The sequence below is a fragment of the Corallococcus sp. RDP092CA genome (assembly GCF_041903675.1).
Classification (GTDB): Bacteria; Myxococcota; Myxococcia; order Myxococcales; family Myxococcaceae; genus Corallococcus.
Genome location: NZ_JAYESI010000016.1, coordinates 149,513 through 168,950, shown reverse-complemented (window position 1 = coordinate 168,950; position 19,438 = coordinate 149,513). Strand labels below are relative to the sequence as shown.

Annotated in this window: 11 protein-coding genes; 10 read left to right on the top strand and 1 reads right to left on the bottom strand. The window is 71.7% G+C overall.

The window, feature by feature from the left end; translation table 11 throughout:
* Positions 1-13: 13 nt before the first annotated feature.
* From U8525_RS19000 to U8525_RS18960, 9 genes are all read left to right on the top strand, one after another.
* Positions 14-1,810, top strand: a complete 1,797-nt coding sequence (locus tag U8525_RS19000) for an Ig-like domain-containing protein (RefSeq protein WP_374267669.1) — start codon at positions 14-16, stop codon at positions 1,808-1,810.
* 169 nt (positions 1,811-1,979) lie between these two features.
* Positions 1,980-2,447: a response regulator gene (locus tag U8525_RS18995; RefSeq protein WP_171421672.1), complete on the top strand. Its 468-nt coding sequence runs from the start codon at positions 1,980-1,982 to the stop codon at positions 2,445-2,447.
* Positions 2,448-2,567: 120 nt separating this feature from the next.
* Positions 2,568-6,383 carry an SUMF1/EgtB/PvdO family nonheme iron enzyme gene (locus U8525_RS18990; RefSeq protein WP_374267668.1) on the top strand — a complete coding sequence of 1,272 codons (3,816 nt, stop codon included), beginning with the start codon at positions 2,568-2,570 and terminating at the stop codon, positions 6,381-6,383.
* Positions 6,384-6,570: 187 nt separating this feature from the next.
* The gene (locus U8525_RS18985) at positions 6,571-7,539 is read left to right on the top strand and encodes an ADYC domain-containing protein (RefSeq protein WP_374267667.1); all 969 of its coding nucleotides are present in this window, start codon (positions 6,571-6,573) and stop codon (positions 7,537-7,539) included.
* A 256-nt stretch (positions 7,540-7,795) separates the two neighbouring features.
* Positions 7,796-9,670 (top strand): hypothetical protein, encoded by a 1,875-nt coding sequence (locus U8525_RS18980; RefSeq protein WP_374267666.1) that lies wholly within the window; start codon positions 7,796-7,798, stop codon positions 9,668-9,670.
* Between the two features lie 248 nt (positions 9,671-9,918).
* Positions 9,919-11,214, top strand: coding sequence for an efflux RND transporter periplasmic adaptor subunit (locus tag U8525_RS18975; RefSeq protein WP_374267665.1), 1,296 nt, complete (start codon positions 9,919-9,921; stop codon positions 11,212-11,214).
* A 45-nt stretch (positions 11,215-11,259) separates the two neighbouring features.
* Positions 11,260-14,445: an efflux RND transporter permease subunit gene (locus U8525_RS18970; protein ID WP_374267663.1), complete on the top strand. Its 3,186-nt coding sequence runs from the start codon at positions 11,260-11,262 to the stop codon at positions 14,443-14,445.
* 72 nt (positions 14,446-14,517) lie between these two features.
* Positions 14,518-16,500, top strand: a complete 1,983-nt coding sequence (locus tag U8525_RS18965) for a 4-alpha-glucanotransferase (RefSeq protein WP_374267661.1) — start codon at positions 14,518-14,520, stop codon at positions 16,498-16,500.
* 364 nt (positions 16,501-16,864) lie between these two features.
* Positions 16,865-17,272 carry a hypothetical protein gene (locus U8525_RS18960; RefSeq protein ID WP_374267659.1) on the top strand — a complete coding sequence of 136 codons (408 nt, stop codon included), beginning with the start codon at positions 16,865-16,867 and terminating at the stop codon, positions 17,270-17,272.
* A 16-nt stretch (positions 17,273-17,288) separates the two neighbouring features.
* On the opposite strand, the gene U8525_RS18955 is transcribed toward U8525_RS18960, so the two are convergent.
* Positions 17,289-17,969, bottom strand: a complete 681-nt coding sequence (locus U8525_RS18955; protein ID WP_374267657.1) for a hypothetical protein — start codon at positions 17,967-17,969, stop codon at positions 17,289-17,291.
* A 159-nt stretch (positions 17,970-18,128) separates the two neighbouring features.
* On the opposite strand from U8525_RS18955, the gene U8525_RS18950 reads away from it, so the two are divergent.
* Positions 18,129-19,424, top strand: a complete 1,296-nt coding sequence (locus tag U8525_RS18950) for a pyridoxal phosphate-dependent aminotransferase (RefSeq protein ID WP_374267655.1) — start codon at positions 18,129-18,131, stop codon at positions 19,422-19,424.
* Positions 19,425-19,438 lie beyond the last annotated feature (14 nt).

The following is a 19,438-nucleotide window of genomic DNA, read 5'->3' as shown; positions in this document are numbered from 1 at the left end:
TTGACGGTGATACATGAGTCTACGTTGGAGCCTCGTCGTTTCGCTCACGTTGCTGATGACGAGCGCATGCCTGGAGATTCCAGAGCTGGAGCCTCCTGGGGCGGTGGATGGTGGAGTCGATGCTCGCTCCATCAGCATCACCTGGCTGTCTCCAGAGGCAGGAGCCTCCATCAATGGGGCACTCGAGATCCGGATGGAGGTCACGGGTCCAGTTCCTGAGCGCGTCGAGTTGTGGGTGGATGGAACGCCCGTTGCCCAGCTTGTCGCTCCATATGAGTTCAGTTGGGAGACATGGTCGGTCGCGGAAGGCCTCCATGTCCTCACCGTTCGGGCGACGCGAGGAGGGCAGGTCTTCATCAGTCCTGAGCGCGAGGTCCGCATTGACCGAACCCGTCCGAGGTTGATCGCGCAACTTCCAGGAAGTGGCTCGACTCAAACAGCGGTGAATGCGCTGATTCAGGCGACTTTCTCGGAGCCCCTCAGCCGCCTCTCGGTCAGTGAGGAGTCCGTGAGGCTCACCACGCAATCGGTGCAGGTGGAGGCCAGCGTTCTCCTCTCCGAGGATGGAAGAAGTCTGACAATCGTTCCTTCTGCTCCCATGGCCGTGGGAAGCACCTTCTCCGTCGAGATGGCTTCAACAGTGACTGACGTGGCTGGAAACCCGGTAGAGCTACCGCAGCAGGGATGGAGCTGGAGCGTCCCTGCTTATTTGTTGCTGGGTGAGCCGCTGTTCGCCGGAAGCATCGAAGAGAGCTCCATCGCCGATACGTCACTCCGGGTGGGAAGGGACGCACACCCCGTGGTGGCATGGACGCAAAGCGGGACGGTCCACGCGAAACACTGGAATGGCGAGGGGTGGGAGTCCCTGGGAACTCCGCTGGCCGGAGGCGCAGGCAACGACGCCATCGGAAACGCGTTGCAGATCGATCCTGATGGGCGCCCGATGCTGGCGTGGCGGGAATATGGCGGAGGCACCCAGGGGCAGGTCCATGTCCGGCGATGGAATGGAACCGCATGGGAGCCCATGGGCCCCTTCATGACAACCAGCCTCGCGCAGGGCTACATCCGGTGGATGGGGTTCTGCACAGGAAGCAGCAGCCTTCCTGTCATCGCATGGCACGAATACAACTCCTCACAGGCACAAGTCGTGATGCGCCAATGGGATGGCAGCAACTGGAACGCGAAGGCCGCGCCGCTGCCGCTCAATCCGGATGCGATCATCAACTACCTTGGGTTCGACTTGGACGCCTCGGGGCAGCCCGTAATTTCCTATCGAGAATCAAGTGGGGGCACTGGCGAAGCAGGGCGTGTGGCGCAATGGAATGGGACTTCCTGGACGGACCTCTCGGAGGGACTTGGGGGGCTGCCTACGACCCGCCTCTTTGCCGGTGATGGCAAGGTGCTTGTAGGAGGGACTGCCTGGGTGGAAGGAGGCTGGAGAGGGGTTGTCAGGAAATGGGATGGAGGTGCCTGGGTGACGGTCGGCGAACCCATGATGGACATTGCTGGCGGGACAGCCCCACTGGTGGATGCCATCGCGCTGGACACAGACGGAGCACCCGTCGTGGTTGTCAGTGAAGCCCCTGTGGCGACAGAAACCGCTAGCCGGATCAGCCAGACGCGCCGATGGACCGGCGAGCAGTGGGTGTCCGTGGGCGGCGTCTTGAGGCCAGCTCCTGGCCGGTTGCTTTGGGGGACGTCACAGATCGCCCTCATGGGGGATGAGGAGCCCATCGTCCTGTGGAGGGAGAAAGTCTACCCGGCTGACACCTTCATGTCGGCCATCCACGTCCACCGCCTCAACCACTGACCCCCAGTCCCTCCGCCCACCTACACTGGCGCCCACTCTCCCCCTGTCGCCCAGCGGACAGGGGACCTACCCTTTGAGCCGTCCAGGGAAAACTCGCGAGAACGGGCGCTTTCCCGTGGACGTGTTTAGATTCGCTCCACCCCTCCCCTGCATGCGAGGCCTCTGCTCCATGAAGAACGCGGTCCTGACATCTCCCGAGGGTGAGCCAACCGCGAGCGGCGGACCCGCTCCCGTGAACGCCAAGCAGCGCGTCCTCGTCGTCGACGACTTCGACGACGCCCGCGAGATGTACGCCGAATACCTGGAATTCTGCGGGTTTGAGGTGGACACCGCGAAGAACGGCCTGGAGGCCGTGGAGAAGGCCCAGGAGGGGGAGCCGGACATCATCCTCATGGACCTGTCCCTCCCCGTCATGGATGGCTGGGAGGCGACGCGGCGCATCAAGCAGGACACCCGCACCCGCGACATCCCCGTGATGGCCCTCACCGGCCACGTGCTCGCCGGCAACGCCGAGCACGCCCTGTCCGTGGGCGCGGACGAGTTCGTCGCCAAGCCCTGCCTGCCCCAGGACCTGGAGAACAAGATCCGCAACATGCTCAAACCCAGCAAGGCGAAGCCCCGCTCGGGTCAGGAGTAACCCCAGGCCGTGGCCCGAGAGTGTCCAGGGGTGGACACCCGGGTGAGACACCCTGCGCCGGGCCGGGCTCCCGCGGCCCCCCCGGTTGACCCCCGGACGCGGGAAACGTAGGCAACCCTGGTGGGCTCTCCCGCCTCGTCCCCTCCGCCCGACGCGTGGACTCCTCCCGAGGAGTTCGACGAGTACCGCATCGTGCGGCCGCTCGGCCGGGGGCGCACGGGCCGCGTGTACCTGGCGCACGACACACTCCTGGAGCGCCCCGTCGCGGTGAAGTTCATCCCGGCGCTGGGCTCCAACGCGCTGGCGCGCTTCCTGGTGGAGGCCCGCGCCGCCGCCCGCATCCAGCACCCCAACGTCGTCACCCTGTACCGGGTGGGGCAGCTGGAGGACCAGCCGTACCTCATCTCGGAGTTCATCCGCGGCGTCAGCCTGGACCGGCTTGCGCGGCCCGTGCCCTGGGAGCGCGCGCTGGGCATCGGGCGGGACCTGGCGCGGGGGCTGGGCGCCGCGCACCGCCGGGGCGTGCTCCACCGCGACATCAAGCCGGGCAACGCGGTCCTCACGGAGAGCGGCGAGGTGAAGCTGCTCGACTTCGGCCTGGCCAAGCTGCTCGACCGCGCCGAGGCCGGCGAGCCCGCTCCGGCGCGCGCGCCCCAGCCGCCCCCGGAGCTGCCCGCGGACTGGGACCCCGAGTCCAGCCCCGCCCTGGGGGCCCGCTCGCTGGACGGCGTCTTCCTGCCGTCCCTGCCGCGCGGCGCGCTGGTGGGCACGCCCTACTACATGTCCCCGGAGGCCTGGGCCGGCGAGGAGCTCACCGCGCGCAGCGACGTGTACTCGCTGGGCGTCGTGCTCTACGAGCTGTGCGCGGGCAGGGGCCCCTTCCGCGACGTGCCCTGGCGCGAGCTGTCCGCCGCCGTGCGCACCCGCGACGTGCGCCCCCTCCTGGAGGTGGCCCCGTCGGTGGACCCGGGCTTCGCCGCCGCCATCGACAAGTGCCTGAAGCGGGACCCGGCCCAGCGCCACGCGTCCGCCGCGCAGCTGCTCGACGCGCTGGAGGCGCTCGCGCGCGAGGAGCCGCCGGCCGCCGTGCCGGAGGGCAATCCCTACCGCGGCCTCCAGGCCTTCGAGGCCGAGCACCGCGCCCTCTTCTTCGGCCGTCGCCGCGAGCAGCGCGCCGTGCTGGAGCGGCTCAAGGCGGAGGCCTTCCTGCTGATGACGGGCGACTCCGGCGTGGGCAAGTCGTCCCTGTGCCTCGCGGGCATCCTCCCCGCCGTGGCGGACGGCGCGCTGGAGGACGGCCGGCGCTGGCGCACCGCGCGGCTGGTGCCCGGGCGTAGGCCCGTGTCCGCGCTGGCCGCGGCGCTCGCGCCGGTGCTGGAGGTGGACGAGGAGCCGCTCGCGGAGACGCTGCGCCAGGACCCCACGTCGCTCGGCCGCCGGCTGCGCGCGAAGCTGGGTGCGCAGGGCGGGCTGCTCGTCTACATGGACCAGCTGGAGGAGCTGGTGACGCTGTCCCCTCCCGAGGAGGCCGCGCTCGCCGGCGCCGCGCTGGGGGCGCTCACGGAGGCGGCCGGGGGGCTGCGGCTGCTCGCCACCGGCCGCAGCGACTTCCTCACCCGCCTCACCGCCGTGCCCGGCCTGGGCCCGGAGGTGCCGCACGCGCTGTACCTCCTGCGCGCGCTCACCCCGGAGGAGACGCGCGAGGCCATCGTCGGCCCCGCCCGCGTGAAGGGCGTGCGCTTCGAGTCCGAGGCCGTGGTGGACGCGCTCGTCGCCTCCACGGCGGCGTCCGACGGCGGCCTGCCGCTGCTCCAGTTCGCGCTCGCGGAGCTGTGGGACGCGCGCGATGAGGCCCGGGGCGTGATGACCCAGGCGGCGCTGGACTCGCTGGGCGGCGTGTCCGGCGCGCTCGCCCGGCACGCCGACGCCGCGGTGGCCCGGCTGCTGCCGGACCAGCGCTCGGCGGCGCGGGGCGTGATGCTGCGCCTGGTGACGGCCGACGGCACCCGCGCGCGCAAGACGGACCGCGAGCTCGTGGGCGACGACCCTCGCTACCGCGCCGCGCTGGAGGCCCTGGTGCGCGCGCGCCTGCTCGTGGCGCGTGAAGGGGAGGGCGGCACCGCGTACGAGCTGGCCCACGAAGCGCTCCTCACCGGCTGGGCCACGCTGGCGCGCTGGCTGGTGGAGGCGGGCGAGCGCCGCGAGGTGCAGGCCCGGCTGGAGGCCGCCGCCGCGCAGTGGGAGCGCCTGGGGCACGCTCGCGAGTCGCTCTGGGGCCCTCGCCAGCTGGCGGAGACGGCGCTGCTGGAGCCCTCCGAGCTCACCCAGCGCGAGCAGTCCTTCCTCCACACCTCGCGCCGCACCGGCGTGCGCAGCCGGCGCCTGAAGGTGGGCCTGGCGCTGGGCTTCCTCGCGTCGCTGGGGCTCGTGTTCGCGGGCCTCCAGTGGCGCGAGCGCCGCATCCTCGACGCGCGCGTGCGCGGCGAGCTGGCGGCGGCGGGCTTGGAGCTGGACGCCGTGCGCCGCGAGCGCGATGCGCTCCAGGCCCGGCGCGCGGAGGCCTTCCAGCTCTACGACACCGGCCACAAGGCGGACGGCGACCGGAGCTGGGCGAAGGTGGCCGGACACGCCGGCCAGCTGTCCCACCACTTCGACGCCGTGGCGGACCGGCTGGAGCGCGCGCTGGCGCTGGCCCCCATGCGCGCCGACGTGCGCGACGCGCTGGCGGACTTCCTCTACGAGCGCGCCCTGTGGGCCGAGAGCGAGGGCGAGCCCGTGCTGCCCGCGCTGCTCCAGCGCCTGCGCCTCTACGACGCCGACGGCGCGCGCTGGCGCCGCTGGAGCGCGCCCGCGCGGCTGTCCCTCCAGGTGGACGCGCCCGGGGCCGCCGTGGAGCTGCGCCCCGTGTCGCGCGAGGCCTCGGGGCCGGAGGCCGTGGGCGAGCCCCTGCCTTCCCCGGGCGCGCTCCCCTGGACCGACCTCACCGTGGCTCCAGGGACCTACCAGCTCACCGCGCGCGCTCCGGGGTACGAGGCGTCGGTGCAGCCGCTGCTCCTGACGCGCGGGGAGTCGCGGCGCGTCGTCCTGCCGCTCGTCCGGGCGGGGGCGCTCCCGCAGGGGTTCGTGTACGTGCCCCCGGGCGACGTGCGCTTCGGCAGCGCCGCCGAGTCCAGCGTGCGCGACTTCTTCAACGCCACGCCGCTGCACACCGTGCCCGTGCAGGGCTTCCTCATCGCGCGCCACGAGACGACGTACGCGGACTGGCTCCAGTACCTGGCGGCCCTGTCCCCGGAGGAGCGCGCCACGCGCCAGCCCCGCGTGGGCACGGGCGGCTACGCCGGCGGCCTGGCGCTGGAGCCGGACGGCAATGGCTGGCGGCTGCGCTTCCAGCCCGGGGGCGTGCGCTACACGGCGCGGACGGGCGAGCCCGTGCGGTACGCCCGGCGCTCGCAGCGCGCGGAGCAGGACTGGCGCCAGTTCCCCGTCAGCGGCATCAGCTTCGCGGACGCGGAGGCCTACGTGGCATGGCTGTCCACGTCCGGCCGGGTGCCGGGGGCGCGGCTGTGCTCGGAGCTGGAGTGGGAGCGCGCCGCGCGCGGCGTGGACGGCCGCGAGTACCCCCACGGCAACCGGCTGGGCCCGGACGAGGCCAACGTGGACATCACCTACGGCAAGGACCCGGGCGGCTTCGGCCCGGACGTCGTGGGCAGCCACCCCGCGTCCCGCAGCCCCTTCGGCGCGGACGACATGGCGGGCAACGTCTGGGAGTGGACCCGCTCGTGGCTGGAGCCCGGCCGGCCGGTGGCCCGCGGGGGCAGCTTCACCTTCAACGTGACGAGCGCGCGGTCCTCCAACCGGGAGCTGCCGGAGGCCTCCCTGCGCGACGTCACGGTGGGCCTGCGCGTGTGCGCGGACGCGCCCGTGTCCGCCGGTTGAGCACCACCGGACACTGAAACCCTCGGGAACCGCTGGCCTCACCCCGAGGGCCCCCCCAACTGGAAGCCACTGGACGCTGCAAGTGCCCGGACGGGCCAGGCCCGGTTGCCGCTCCCGACCCCCGGACGGACCTTGTACGGGGAAGGCGCGGTGCGGGTTGGGGTCGGGGCAGGGAAGGGGCATCCAGATGAGGACGTTGCAGCGAGTGGTCGCGGCGTGTCTCGCCGTCGTGGCGGTGGGCTGTGGCACGGAATCGTCGGAGCCCGAGGCTCCCTCCCTGCGCACGCAAGTGGCGGAGGTCGTGTCTCCCAATGGGCGCAACCTCAACGGCCGCAACCTCAACGGCCGCAACCTGAACAACAGCGAGCTGGGCGGCATGCTGGTGTCCGTGGCGTACGCGGGCGCCCACTCCGCCTCCGGCAAGCCGCTGAGCAACGTGCGGCTGGAGGGCTCGGCCTTCGTCGGCCTGGACGGCAACAGCCCCGTGACGGGCGCGGGCTTCACCGGGGCGCGCTTCGTCGGCGCGCTGGGCGACGGGACCTCCCTGCCCCTGCGCGTGGACGGCATCACCCAGGGCAGCGGCGCCGACAGCGACCTGTGGTCCTACCAGGTCTCCTACCAGGGCTCCGACGGGACCTGGCGCTCCGTGTGCCAGGACGCGAACGGCGCGGCGCTCTCCGCCATCGCCGTGGCTGGCCGCTGGAACTACCTCCAGGGCGTCGCGGGCGGCGGTGAGAAGATCGAGGACGCCACCGCCTTCACCTTCGCCTGCGAGGGCGCAGCCATCGCGAAGTGCATGCACTTCGGCTACAAGCCCTGGGCCACCACCGCCAGCGGCCAGAGCCTCGCGGGCCACCACCAGGCCTGCACCCGCATGGTGCGCGCGGACTTCTGCGGCGACGGCGCGTCGCACACCATCGACGGTCAGTGGGTCAACCTCTACGACGGCGTGGGCGTCCAGACGGACACCGAGTCCTGGAGCGTGGAGGCCGAGTGGAACGAGGCCGGCGCGCGCTGCTTCACCTCCGAGACCCGCGCCCACGCGCCCGTGACGTGCTCGGGCCTCGAGGCCATCCCCGACTGCGGCGACACCAGCCACTTCCAGGACGGCACCCGCCTCATCAGCGAGTCGCCCTATGGGGCCAGCGGGCTGTAGCCCGACCGGCTACAGCAATCCCAGACTTGTAACGGATTAGGTTACAAAAACTGGAAGTCGATAAAATCCAGTGTCTCATGTTATGAGAACGCTCCATCCGCCTCCGCGTCGCAAGGACCGGAGGGGCATGGGGCGTTCTCCGCGTTCACGGAGGGGGACGGGACCGGTGTGTCCGGGGTTCCGCGCACGGTGAGGGGAGGGTGCCCCATCGCGAGGCTGTCGTCGCGGTACCCCCGTCGTGAGTGGAGCACACCCCATGAAGCCTGAGCTGTCCTTGCTGTGGAAGCATTCCCGGAAGCGCCTGCCGTTCGCGCTGCTGGCCTCGTCGCTGGCGGTGGGCTGTGGCCAGCCCGCCCCGGAGACGACCGGAGCCCTCGCGCCTTCCGCGCCCCAGGCGGAGTCCTCCGCCCGGGCCGTGGACCCGTCCAGCGGTCTGGAGGCGGCGCTCGGTTCGACCCTGGAGGTCCTGGAGGGGGACGCGGCGCGTCCGGTGGTGGAGTCCCTGGTCGCGATCCCCCAGGCGGCGGTCAGCAAGAGCACCGCCACGGTGTTCCAGCTGAAGCTGGACCCGAAGCGCGCGGAGAACGAGGCGTTCCGCGGTGGGACGCTGACGATGGCGGACGGCGCGCAGCAGTTGACGTTTCGCGACAACGGCCAGGGGGGCGACGCGGTGGCGGGGGACCTGCTCTTCACGGCGTCCGGCACGTTCGACTTCGTGGCGTTCCAGGCCGAGCAGCAGCGCATCGCCCAGGCGCAGTCCCAGTCGCCCACGCAGCTGACCACGGCCGTGTTCGAGCACCGCCAGCTGGTGCGCACGGTGCCGGTGACGGCGCTGGGCCCGCAGTTCCCGGTGGGCCAGCCCGTGCCCATCCAGCCCATGGGCCTGGCGTCGCTGGTGGACCCCGCGCGCTCGCTCATCATCCGGGCGCCCGCCGTCGTGAACGACGTGACGCGCACGTATGACCCGTGCACCGGCGTGGGCAACCCGAACGGCAAGTGGACGTTCAACTACCTGATGACGGAGATGGCCAACCCGCCCTACACGGGCGTGGCCCCGGCCACCTTCGTGCGCGAGTGGCTGCGGCAGTGGGAGCAGCCGCGCACCCTCAACGGCTTCGTGAACCCGCCGCGCGCGTCCATCGCGGCGAACCTCATCGCCCCCTGGCCGAAGCTGGCCTCCGGCGAGCTGAACCTGGCGAAGTCGCCGTTCAAGCTCATCGCCATCGTGAACCGGCTGGACCTGGCGGGCAGCAACCCGGCCTATGGCTCCGGCTCGGCGGGCGAGGGCCGCTTCATCTTCGCGGCCACCACGGGCAGCGGGAGCAGCTGCTACACGGTGCCCTTCCTGGTCATCCTGGAGTACGGGGTGGACAAGAACGGCTGCGCGGACATCAAGACCTACGCGCAGCAGTGGCAGGCGCTGTCCGGGCTGACGCTGGGCAGCGCGTCGTACAACGCGGCGCTGGAGGCCCTGACGGAGCAGTTCGCCCGGCGCGACCTGTCCCCGCGCAAGCCCAACCGCAGCTCCATCAACCAGGTGCGCACCAACGACGACTGGCTGGGCAACCCCTGGGAGCTGCGCGAGTTCCGCCTCTGGAACAGCGCCATCAACCCGAACTCGTTCTCCACCACGCCGCCGCCGGTGCTGGGGCTGCTCAACAGCCACACCGTGGCCCAGACGCCGGACCGCACCACGCAGGGCACGCTGTTCCCGTCCTTCGTGAACGCCAGCGCGTCGGCCATCATCACGGGCGCCTACTCCGTCCCGCTGCAGTGGTCGGGCAGCCCCATCCGCGCGGGCCGCGCCATCGTGACCAACCCCACCGCCACCCCGCCGTTCTGGAGCAAGCCGGCGTCCGTCATCCCCAACCGTCAGGCGCGGCACGTCTTCTCCCTCAACACCTGCGACGGCTGCCACGGCGATGAGCTGGGCACGAACTTCACCCACGTGAGCTGGACCGGCGCGCTGTCGCCGTTCCTCAGCGGCGCGCTCACCGTGCCGGACCGCGCGGACGGCACGCCCGTGCGCACCTTCAACGAGGTGCTGGCGCGCCAGACGTTCCTGGACCAGGTGGCCAACCAGAGCTGCCTCACCGCGGCGTTCGTGACCGCCCCGCCGGGCGTCCACTGAGCCTCGCGCCGGTGTGATGGCGAGCGCGGCCTCCGCCCCTTCGCGGGGGCGGAGGCCGTCGTCCCCCGGGGCGCCGTGCGCATGGCGTCCCGCCTGCTGGGGGAACGGGCCGGGCGTGTGTCCTGGCGTCACGGCCCCTGTGGGGACGACTTCCCCGGCCGGGGAGGCGGCACCACGTTTACCCGGCTCCGGGGAGACCCCCGGGTTGGACCCTGGGACCACAGGCTCCGGGGGCCGGGAGGCAGGCCGTGGGACGCACCGAAGAGACAACGGGCCGTCGTGCCCGGCGCGCGGGGAGACAGCTGGGCGCCGTGCTGACCGTCGCCTGGCTGGCTGGCGCCTGCGGACAGCGCTCCGAGCAGGCCGCCGAGCCCACCGCGCCCGCGGTGGTGTCGCTGGGGCCGGAGAACGTGGTGCGCGTGGAGCCGCTGAGGCTGGAGAGCGGCCCCGTCATCTCCGGGACGTTGCAGGCGCGGCGGCTGGCCAGCGTCCGCGCGGAGGTGGGGGGCAGCATCCTGGCCGTGGAGGCGGACCAGGGGCAGACGGTGAAGGAGGGGCAGCTGCTGGCGCGCGTGGAGGAGGGCACGCTGCGCGAGCAGGTGCTGGCGGCCAGCTCCACGGTGCGCGTGGCGCGCAATGCCTTGCAGGTGGCGAAGGCGGATGAGCAGCGCAATCAAATCCTCGTCAAGCAGGGCGTCATCACCCGCCGCGACTTCGAGCGCGCGCAGCTCGCGCGGACGCAGGCGGAGGGGCAGCTGGCGGACGCGCAGGCGCGGCTGAAGCTGGCGCAGGACCAGCTGGGGCGCACGAAGGTGACCGCGCCCTTCGACGGGGTGGTGAGCGAGCGGCAGGTGCACGCGGGCGACATCGTCCAGCCGGGCGCGCCGCTGTTCACGGTGGTGGACCCCGCGACGCTGCGGCTGGAGGCCTCCGTGCCCGCGGCGCAGCTGGGGCAGGTGCAGGTGGGCACGCCCGTGGACTTCCGCGTGAACGGCTACGCGGGCCGCGCCTTCAAGGGCCAGGTGGAGCGCATCAACCCGGCGGTGGACCCGGCCACGGGCCAGGTGCGCATCTACGTGAGCATCCCCAACACCGAGCAGGTGCTCCTGTCCGGCCTGTTCGCGGAGGGGCGCGTGGCGTCCCAGGCGAAGCAGGCGCTGGCGGTGCCGGTGGACGCGCTGGACACGCGCCAGGAGCCGCCCACCGTGCAGCGCATCGCCAACGGCAAGGTGGAGGAGGTGGCGGTGACGGTGGGCCTGCGGGACGACGTGGCGCAGACGGTGGAGGTGACGTCGGGGTTGAGGGCCGGGGACGTGGTGCTGCTCGGCTCCGCGCGCGACCTGACGAATGGCACGCCGGTGAAGCTCACCGCCGCGCCGGAGGGCCCGAAGCAGCAGCGGCCCGCCGCGCCGCCAGAGCCCCCGCAGGCCGAGGCCGCGCAGGGCGTGGGCGGCGCGGGCAGCGCGTCCGGCGGGAGCGGGCCCGCGCGGGCGCCAGCGGCGGCCGGGGCCCGCACGCCTCCGGCCCAGGCGCCCGCGAAGTAGCTCCAGGCGTCTCCACTTCTTGAAGCAGCACCGCAGGAGTCGTCCGTGTTCATCTCCGACTTCGCCATCAAGCGCCCCATCATCACCATCACGGCGATGGTGGCGCTCGTCGTGTTCGGCATCGTCGCGCTCATCAACCTGGAGACGGACGAGTTCCCGGACGTTCAGCAGCCGGTCATCAACGTCACCATCGCGTACCCGGGCGCTTCACCGGACACGGTGGAGCGCGAGATCGTGGAGCCCATCGAGGACGCCATCTTCGCCATCTCCGGCGTGGACGGGAAGAAGACCACGTCCAGCTCCACCGACAGCCTGGCGAACTTCACGGTCTTCTTCGACTTCGAGAAGGACATCCAGGAGGCGTCCCAGGACATCCGCGACGCCATCTCCAGCAAGCGCGCGGACCTGCCGCAGGAGATGGAGGAGCCCATCCTCACGCGGTTCGATCCGGCGGACCAGCCCATCGTGTCGCTGGTGCTGACGTCGGACGCGCTGGACGTGCCCGCGCTGTCGCTCATCGCGGATCCGATGGTGGTGGGGGACCTGCGCTCGGTGCCGGGCGTGGCGCAGGCCACGGTGGTGGGCGGCGTGGACCGGGAGATGACGGTGCAGGTGCGGCCCGCGGCGCTCCAGGCGGCGGGCCTGTCGGTGGCGCAGGTGGTGGCGGCGCTCCAGGCGCAGAACCTGGCGGCGCCGGTGGGGCGGCTCAACACGGAGTTGCAGGAGCGCACCATCCGGCTCAAGGGCCGCCTGGAGACGCCGGAGGACTTCGCCCAGGTGCCCATCGCGGAGCGCAACGGCCGCACGCTGCGGCTGGGCGAGGTCGCGGACGTGTTCGCCGGCACCGAGGAGCCGCGCACCCTGTCGCTCTACAACGGCGCGCAGGCGGTGGGCATCGAGGTCATCAAGGCCAAGGGCCACAGCACCACGGAGGTCGCGGACGGCGTGCGCGAGCGGGTGAAGACGCTTCAGCAGCGGCTGCCCGCCAACGCGAAGCTGGAGATCGTCCGCGACGCGGGCACGCGCGTGGAGAACTCGGTGGTCAACGTGCAGCAGGCGCTGATCGAGGGCGCGCTGCTCACGGTGCTGGTGGTGTTCCTGTTCCTCAACTCGTGGCGGTCCACGGTGATTACGGGCCTGGCGCTGCCCGTGTCCGTGCTGGCGTCGTTCGTGAGCGTGTGGGCGTTCGGCTTCACGCTCAACACGATGTCGCTGCTGGGCCTGACGCTGGCCATCGGCATCCTCATCGACGACGCCATCGTGGTGCGAGAGAACATCGTGCGGCACGTGGAGATGGGGAAGGACCACTACACGGCGTCGCGCGAGGGCACCAACGAGATTGGGCTCGCGGTGGCGGCGACGACGTTCTCCATCGTGGCGGTGTTCGTCCCGGTGGCGTTCATGTACGGCGTGGCGGGGCAGTGGTTCAAGCCGTTCGCGCTCACCATCGCGTGCTCGGTGCTGGTGTCGCTGTTCGTGAGCTTCTCGCTGGACCCCATGCTCAGCGCGTACTGGCCCGACCCGCAGGTGGAGAAGGGGGAGCGGCGCAACTTCCTCTCGCGGGGGCTGGCGCGCTTCAACCACTGGTTCGACCGGCAGGCGGACCGCTACAAGGGCGTCATCGCCTGGGCGCTGGACCACCGGCTGGCGATGGTGCTGCTGGCGGTGGGGTCGCTGGTGGGCGCGGTGGCGCTGCAAGGCGTCTTCGGCGGCGCGGGCTTCGTGCCGGTGAGCGACCGCGCGGAGATTGAGATGCTGGTGGAGACGCCCGCGGGCTCCAGCCTGGACTACACGCGGCGCAAGGTGGAGGAGGTGTCCCGCCTCACGCGCGCGCACCCGGAGGTCGCGTACACGTACACGACCATCGGCGTGCCGTTGCCGCTGCGCTCGCCGGGCGTGGACCAGGCGCTGGTGTACGTGCGGCTCAAGCCGAAGACGGAGCGCAAGGCGAGCCAGGAGGTGCTGGGCAAGACGCTGCGCCAGGAGCTGCTCGCGGTGGGCGGCGCGAACGTGTCGGTGTTCACCAGCGGCTTCGGCGGGGCCATCAAGTCCATCCAGCTGGAGCTGCGCGGGCCGGAGTCCAAGGGGCTCAACCAGCTGGCACGGCAGGTGATGCAGGAGGTGAGGCAGGTGCCGGGCGCGGTGGACGTGGGCCTGTCCACGCGCGGCGAGAAGCCGGAGCTGGTGGTGGAGCTGAACCGCGGCGTCGCGGGCCAGCTCAACGTGACGGTGGGGCAGGTGGCGCAGTCGCTGCGGCCGGCCTTCGCGGGCCTGGACTCCGGTGACTGGGTGGACCCCATTGGCGAGACGCGCGACGTGATGGTGCGCCTGGCGCCGCAGTACCGCCAGAACCCGTCTGACCTGGCGCAGCTGCCGCTGGTGGTGGGGTCCACCGCCACGGGCGCGCCCATCGTCGTGCCGCTGGGGCAGGTGGCGAGGGTGACGCAGACCGTGGGCCCGGCGCAGATCGACCACCTGAACCGCGAGAAGGTCATCAACGTGCAGGCGAACGTGGCGGGCCGGTCGCTGTCGGAGGTGATGCGCGACATCCAGACGCGGCTCAAGGCGGTGAAGGTGCCGCCGGGCTACGAGCTGTCCACGGGCGGAGAGTCCGCGGATCAGCAGGAGGTGTTCGGCCGGGTGTTCCTGGCGCTGGGGGTGGCGGTGATGCTGATGTACCTCATCCTCGTCATCCAGTTCAGCTCGTTCCTGGATCCGCTGGCCATCCTGGTGTCGCTGCCGCTGTCGCTCATCGGCGTGGTGCTGGCGTTGGTGCTGACAGGGGACACGCTGAACATCATGAGCCTCATCGGCGTCATCCTGCTGATGGGCATCGTCGCGAAGAACGCCATCCTGCTCATCGACTTCGCCAAGTGGCAGCACGAGAAGGGCATGCCGCTGCGCGAGGCGCTCATTGAAGCGGGGCGCATCCGCTTGCGGCCCATCATCATGACGACCTTCGCGCTCATCGCGGGCATGGTGCCGGTGGCGCTGGGGCACGGCGAGGGCGGCGACTTCCGGGCGCCCCTGGGCCGCGCGGTGATTGGCGGCGTGATCACCTCCACGCTGCTCACGCTGCTGGTGATTCCGACGGTGTATGAGATCCTGTCGGACGCCCGGACGTGGCTGACCCGCAGGATGCGCCGGGTGTTCAAGGCGAACACGCAGGCCCACGAGCCGGTGCACAGCGGCGGCGAGCCCCGGCCCCAGCCGCAGGCCCGTCAGGACTGACGCGGAGGCGATGCTCGCGTCACCCTCAAGGAACGGTTGGCGCATGGGGCGCGGAGCCATAGGGTCGGGAGTGTGGAGCTCCTGTCCCTGCTGCCTGATTCGCATCGCTCGCTCATCACCGAAGCCCTGGAGGCCCTGGGCGTCTCCCGCTGGGTCCTGAGCATCCATGACCCCAGCTTCCCCGGCCTCCCTGGAGAGGACCTGGGGCGGGGCTCGCCGTACTCCGAGGGCGCCGCGCGCTTCCTCGCCTTCGCCCGGGACATGGGCTTCACCGGCGTCCAGCTGGGGCCGCAGGGGCAGACCACCGCGCACAACCCGTCGCCGTACGACGGCACGTTGTTCTCTCGCAACACGCTGAACGTGGCGCTCGCGCCGCTCACGGAGCCGCGAGGGCCCTGGGGCGCGCTGTTGTCACCCGCCACCCTGGCCCGGCTCGTCTCCGAGGTGCCCGGGACCGCGGGGCCGGCGGCGCGCTACCAGGCCGCGTGCCGGGGCCAGGCGGTGGCGCTCCAGGAGGCGTGGGACACCTTCCGCCGCGAGCGCGACCGCGTGGATGCCCCCGCCTCCATCCTCGCGCTCGTCCGGCGCTTCGCGGACTTCCGGCTGGAGCACCAGGAGTGGCTGGAGCGGGACGCCCTCTTCGACGTGCTCGCTGCCCGGCACCACACGCCGGATGACTGGCGTGGGTGGGCGGACTCGCTGGACGGGCGCCTGTATGCGCCGCGTGCTGAGGAGGTGATGCAGGCGGAGGCGCGCATCCGGGAGCTGCTCGCAGACGAAGCCGACGCGGTGGAGCAGTACGCCTTCCGGCAGCTCCTCGTGCACGAGCAGCATGGGCTGCTGCGGGAGCGCGCGGAGGCCTGGGGCCTCAAGCTGTACGGGGACCTCCAGATTGGGTTCTCGCCGCGGGACACGTGGGCGCGGCAGGGGCTGTTCCTCGGCGCGTACCTGATGGGCGCGCCGCCCAGCCGCACCAACCCGGAGGGCCAGCCGTGGAACTACCCCGTGCTGGACCCCGGGCAGTACGTCACGCCGGACGGCCCCGGGCCGGTGCTGCGCTACATGGACGCGCGGCTGGGCAAGATGCTGTCCGAGTACGACGGCCTGCGCATCGACCACCCGCACGGGCTCGTGTGTCCCTGGGTGTACCGCGCGGACTCCGCGGAGCCGCTGCGCGCGGTGCAGGGGGGAGCGCGGCTGTTCTCCTCGCCGGACCTGCCGGACCACCCGGAGCTGGCGCGGTACTCCATCGTGGCCCCGGAGCAACTGAATCGCGCGGTGCCGCGCTACGCGGATGGCTGGGTGACGGGGCTCACGGAGGCGCAGGTGGGCCGGTACGCCATCCTCTTCGACGCCGTGGTGCGCACGGCGCGGGAGTACGGCCGGGCCCGCGAGGACGTGCTGTGCGAGGTGCTGAGCACGCTGCCCTACGAGCTGTCGCGGGTGATGGCCCGCGACGGCCTGGGCCGCTTCCGCGTCACGCAGAAGGCGGACCTGGACAACCCGGCGGACGTGTACCGCAGCGAGAACGTGGCCCCCGAGGACTGGGTGATGGTGGGCAACCACGACACGAAGTCGCTCTGGCGGTTGGTCTCCGAGTGGCAGTGGAAGCACCTGCTGCGCGCCCAGGCGGACGCCCTCGCGGCGCGGCTCCACCCCGAGGCGGAGGGGCGCGCGGCCTTCGCGCGTCGGCTGGCGGAGGATCCGGGCCTGCTCGCGCAGGCGAAGTTCGCGGACCTGTTCGCCAGCCGCGCGCGCAGCGTGATGGTGTTCTTCGCGGACCTGCTGGGCATGCCGGACACGTACAACGCGCCGGGCTCCGTGGACGCGCGCAACTGGTCGCTGCGCATCCCGACGGACTGGGCCGAGCAGTATCAACGGCGGCTGCGCGTGGGCGCCGCGCTCAACCTGCCGCAGGTGCTCGCCATGGCGCTGCGCGCGGGTGGCGCGGAGGCCCGGGCCCGGCACGCGGAGCTGCTGACGCGGCTGGACGCCGCCGCTGCTCGCCTGCGAAGCGGCGCGGGCGCAGGGGATGCGCCGCACGTCGGAGCGTGACGGGGGCCTCCACTGCCCGTCGGTCTCCGGGACCTCCCCGCGCGCCGGCTGTCTCCGCTCCAGCGGCTCGCACCGCTCAGCGCGGTCGTCGAGATGCTGGCGGAACAGCCCGGCTCGTGCGCGGGGCCGCCACCCGCTGCCACGCACCTTCCGCGAGGTGGTGGGAGAGAGCCCCTACAGCTACATCCGGGGCCGGCGCCTGACACGCTCCGCCGAGCACCCGCGGAAGGACGGTGGGTGCATTTTTCCGCGTCACGCCTTCCGCTTCTTTCACGCAGAGAGGGTCTCCGCAGTCTCCTTGGAAATCCTCGTTATCGATGCTATCGGAGCTGCGCAATCCTTGATCAGGTGAGGCACGAACCGCGTGGCGAATCATCGTGAGTGGGAGTTCGGGGCGCATCGCGCGTACTTCGAGGATCCGGACCTGTTGGTGATGAAGTTCAACGGGCCCTCGAAGCTGGAGGACTCGAAGAAGGTGCTGGAGATCTGCAAGGAGGTGTCGGCGAACGGACCGGTGTTCGTCATCTCCGACGTGTCCAACTCCAGCATCGAGAAGGACTCGCGGGAGCTGCTGGTGGCGCAGGCGAAGGCCGAGTGGTTCCGCGGCCATGTCTACCTGGGCACGGGCCCGCTCCAGCGCGCGGGCGCCAAGGCGTTGATGCTCGCGCTGTACTTCACCGGCAAGTGGACGGTGGACGTGGACTTCGCGGACTCGGAGAAGGAAGCCCGCGAGCTCATCGCGAAGAAGCGCCAGCAGCCGCCGAAGAAGTAGCCGCCCCGCCGCCGCCTCAGTGCTGGACGTCCAGCACGAGGCGCGTGGGGTTCGTCAGCTCCAGCACCCGGAACGGGGCGCGGCGAGCGGTGCCCAGCACCCACGTCACCTCGCCCTCGAAGTCGCACACGCGCTCCAACTGGAGCAAGGACGGCAGCGCGGGCTTGAGCGTGCGCTGCGCCACGGTGGCCTGCCCCTGGTCGTCGTGGGCCCGCGCCAGCGTGAAGCGCACCTCCAGCGCGGCCTCCCCTGGCAGGGCCACGTCGTCGCCGGAGCCGCACTGCTGCACCGGCGTCTTCACGTACCCCAGCTGGTAGCCCGGCAGGCGGGGCCCGTCGAACTCGAACACCGTGCGGTCGTAGTCCGCGTGCGTCCCGGTGCGCACCGAGCGCAGCGTGATGGACGGAGGCTCGCCACGCGGCTTCTGCACCGTCGCCGTCGTCCACGCCGCTTCACCTTCTCCGGCGCTCCCGCCCGCGTCCCGCGCGACCGTGGCCGCCGGGCCGTCTGTCTTCACGTCCAGGGCCTTCCGCACGCCGGGCGCCGGGGCCGCCGGGTCTTCGCGGGGCACGGTGTTGGAGGGCGGGGGAACGGCCGGCACGTCCATGGGGACGGTCGGGGGCTCCTGCTTCTGGCACCCCTGGCCCAGCAGCCCCAGGGCCAACCCGCATGCGTACCACCTGTGTCTCAGGCGCATCTGGTTCCTCCCGTCAAACCCGTCACCCGGGGACTCCCTGAGTCCTCGCATACAGCGTGTCCCGGGACCATGGAAGATGCGCTCGCGCGGCTCCGTTGCGTATAGGGTCCTCCGGGCCACGTCCCCCTGGCCCCCCTTCGCGCACTGGAGAGCCCACCCATGGCCATCGACCTGACCTCCCTCCCGCGTCCCTCTCGCGACGACACCACCGTGGGCGCCATGGTGCGTGGGCTCGTGGGCAGCGAGATCCTCCGCATCGCGGCGGAGATCCGCGAGCTGGTGGCCAGGGGCAACAAGGTGTGCAACCTCACCGTGGGCGACTTCAACCCGAAGGAGTTCCCCATCCCGGACGGCCTGCGCGACCAGATTGGCGCCGCGCTCCAGGGCGGTGAGACGAACTACCCGCCGTCCGACGGCGTGCTGGACCTGCGCCAGGCCGTGCAGCGCTTCTACAAGCGCTCCCTGGGGCTGAAGTACCCGCTGGAGGGCATCCTCATCGCGGGCGGCGCGCGGCCCATCATCTACGCCACCTTCCGCGCGGTGCTCGACCCGGGGGACGTCGTCGTCTACCCGGTGCCGTCGTGGAACAACAACCACTACGCCCACATGCTGGGCGCGAAGAGCGTGGTGGTGGCCACGGACTCCGCCGCGGGCTTCATGCCCACGCTGGCGCAGCTGGAGCCGCACCTGTCCACCGCGCGCCTCCTGTGCCTGTGCAGCCCGCTCAACCCCACCGGCACCATGCTGGACCCGGAGGCCCTGCGCGCCATCTGCCAGCGCATCGTCGAGGAGAACCGCGCGCGCGAGGGCCGCGGCCAGAAGCCCCTCATCCTGATGTACGACCACATCTACTGGGTGCTGAGCTTCGGCAAGCAGCACGTCACCCCCGTGGCGCTGGTGCCGGAGCTGGCGCCGTACACCGTGTTCGTGGACGGCATCAGCAAGGCCTTCGCCGCCACCGGCGTGCGCGTGGGCTGGGGCGTGGGCGCGCCCACCCTCATCTCCCGCATGCGCGATGTGCTGGGCCACGTGGGCGCCTGGGCCCCCAAGGCCGAGCAACTGGCCACCGCGCGCTACCTGGACGACACGCAGGCCACCGAGTCCTTCCTGAAGACGATGCGCCAGCGCGTCGACGAGCGCCTGGAGGCCCTCTACAAGGGCTTCCAGCGCATGCGGGACGCGGGCCTGCCGGTGGAGGCCATCGCGCCGCAGGGCGCCATCTACCTCTCCGTGCGCTTCGACGTGGTGGGCAGGGACGGCCTCACCACCAATGACGCGATCCGCAAGCGCCTCCTGGAGAAGGCCCGCTTCGCCATGGTGCCCTTCCAGGCGTTCGGGCTCGCGGCGGACACCGGCTGGTTCCGCCTCTCCGTGGGCGCCACCTCCGTCGCCGAGATCGAGGAGGCCCTGCCGCGCGTGGAGGCCACCGTGCGGGAGATCCTCGCGGCGAAATAGCCTCTTTCCTCCAC